The organism is Polaromonas sp. P1_E1_2, from assembly GCF_056406035.1.
Map to the genome: position 1 here is coordinate 1 of NZ_JBFUAZ010000597.1, position 2,603 is coordinate 2,603.

Below are 2,603 nucleotides of genomic sequence, written 5' to 3' on the forward strand. Positions count from 1 at the left end.
GCCTTGAGCCGCACCGTCATCTGCCAGCGTTCGCCGGCGCGCAGGACTTGCGGCTGACGCTGCAGGGCCAGCGCTATCTCGAATGGGTCGGCGTCTTGGGCCGGCACGGCGGGCTCGCGCCCGGCAAAGCCCGAATACCAGCCCAGCATGACGTGCGGCGGCAAGGTGACTTTGCCACCATTGAGGCGGGCAGATTCCACGGCCAGGCGAAAGCGCACGCCGTCTTCTCCGGGTTGCGGCATCGCCAGCACCTGACCCGTGACCTCGATATCGCGGCCCTCCAGCGCCGGATCGAGCGCCGCAGTCAGGAAAACGCCGGCACGCCAGCCCGTGAGGCCCACACCGAGCAAGGCAGCGAGGGCAAAGGCCGAAACCACCCTGCCCCACGAAGGAAGGCGCAGCCTGCCAAAGCGCAGGTACAGGCCAGCCAGGGTGCAGGCCAGCAGTGCCATGGCGGCATATACCGGTTGCGGCCACAAGGCGGACTGCTGCAACTGCAAGGCAACACCCGCAATAAAACCGGCAAACACCGGCCCCGGGCTTGCCGCATACAGCCGTGCCCCGGCCGATACAGGTCGATTCAAACCCCGCCTCCCCTTTGAACTGTTTTTATGCACTGACCGCTTTGAGCTTAACGGGAAAGCGCGGCAGGTAAACAACAAACAGCGCCAAACAGCCGGTTCACACTCAAGAGACCACGTGGCGCAGCTCTTGCTTTCAGAAATGCCACCAAATCCGGGTAAGCTGTTTACACGGCGTTCCTGAGACCGCAAGATGTGGCGGTCTGTTGAACGTATTTTCCTGAGGGCGTGATTGCACGCCCGTTCCTTTAAAAGCGAGGTTGCCTTGTCCATCCACGTCGCCCTGAGCCACATCACGCATTACAAATACGACCGCCTGGTCAAACTCGGCCCCCAGGTCGTCCGCCTGCGGCCTGCGCCGCACAGCCGCACACAGGTACTGTCGTATTCCCTCAGGGTTGAGCCCGCCGGCCACTTCATCAACTGGCAGCAGGACCCGTTTGCCAATTACCAGGCCCGGCTCGTGTTTCCAGAGCCGACGCGCGAGTTCAAGGTCACGGTGGACCTGGTGGTGGAAATGGCGGTGTTCAACCCGTTCGACTTCTTCCTGGAGCCCGCCGCCGAGGAATTCCCGTTTACCTACAACGCGCTGCAGGCCCGCGAACTGGCGCCCTACCTGGCCACCCAGCCGGCCACGCCGCTGCTCAAGCGCTACCTTGAAAAAATCGACCACACGCCCAAACGCACCATCGACTTTCTGGTGGGCCTGAACCAGGGCCTGCAGTCGGACATCAAATACTCCATCCGCATGGAGCCCGGCGTGCAGACGCCTGAAGAAACCCTGCGCCTGGCCTGCGGCTCCTGCCGCGACACCGGCTGGCTGCTGGTGCAGCTGCTGCGGCACATGGGCCTGGCCGCGCGCTTTGTCTCGGGCTATTTGATCCAGCTGAAAGCTGACGTCAAATCCATCGACGGCCCCAGCGGTGCGGAAGCTGATTTCACCGACCTGCACGCCTGGTGCGAGGTGTTTTTGCCCGGTGCCGGCTGGGTCGGCCTGGACCCGACCTCGGGCCTGATGGCCGGCGAAGGCCACATTCCGCTGGCGTGCACGCCCGAGCCGTCGAGCGCAGCGCCGGTCGAAGGCGGCGTCGACAAATCCGAAGTCGAGTTCGAGCACCACATGGCGGTGCAGCGCATTTACGAGTCACCACGCGTGACCAAGCCCTACACCGAGGAGCAATGGCAAGCGGTGCTGGCGCTCGGCGAAAAGGTCGATGAAGACCTGGCGGCCGGCGACGTGCGCCTGACCATGGGCGGCGAGCCGACCTTTGTGGCCACCACCGACCGCGACGCGGCCGAATGGAACATCGACGCGCTGGGCCCGACCAAACGAGGCTATGCGACCGAACTCGTGCAAAAGCTGCGCGCCGAATATGGCGAAGGCGGTTTCCTGCATTTCGGCCAGGGCAAGTGGTACCCGGGCGAGCAATTGCCGCGCTGGGCACTCAGCATTTTCTGGCGCAAGGACGGCCAGCCGATCTGGCAGAACCCGAGCCTCTTCGCCGACGAGCGTCAGCCCTGCAACTACACCAGCGCCGACGCGCAGCGTTTTGTGCAGACACTGGCGGGCAAGCTGGGCCTGGCCACCACCTACATCACGCCAGGCTATGAAGATACCTGGTACTACCTCTGGCGCGAGCGCCGGCTGCCGGTCAACGTCGACCCGTTTGATTCGAAGCTGGACGACGCCATGGAGCGCGAACGCCTGCGCCGCGTCTTCATGCAGGGCCTGGATTCGGTGGTGGGCTACGTGCTGCCGCTACAAACCAAGGAGCAACTCAAGCAACGAAACGCAGGCGCCTCGCCCGCGCTGAGTGGGCCCAAATGGACCACCGGCCCCTGGTTTTTCCGCGAAGAACGCATGTACCTGATGCCGGGCGACTCGCCCATGGGCTATCGCCTGCCGCTGGATTCGGTGCCCTGGGTGTCCAAGACCGACTACCCCTACATGATCGAGTCCGATCCGTTTGCCCCGCGACAGGACCTGCCGGCGGCTTCCGCACTGGCGGCGCGCTACAACGG

2 protein-coding genes are annotated in these 2,603 nt (G+C 64.3%); one reads left to right on the plus strand and one right to left on the minus strand.

Features of this window, described 5'->3' with window-relative positions:
- Positions 1 to 584, minus strand: a 584-nt coding sequence (locus AC1D1P_RS20485) for a DUF4131 domain-containing protein (RefSeq protein WP_477674226.1), incomplete at its 3' end; no start/stop codon positions are given.
- A 262-nt stretch (positions 585 to 846) separates the two neighbouring features.
- Between AC1D1P_RS20485 and AC1D1P_RS20490 the strand changes: the two genes are divergently transcribed.
- Positions 847 to 2,603 (plus strand): transglutaminase family protein (locus AC1D1P_RS20490; RefSeq protein ID WP_477674227.1); only part of this gene is annotated, 1,757 nt, incomplete at its 3' end.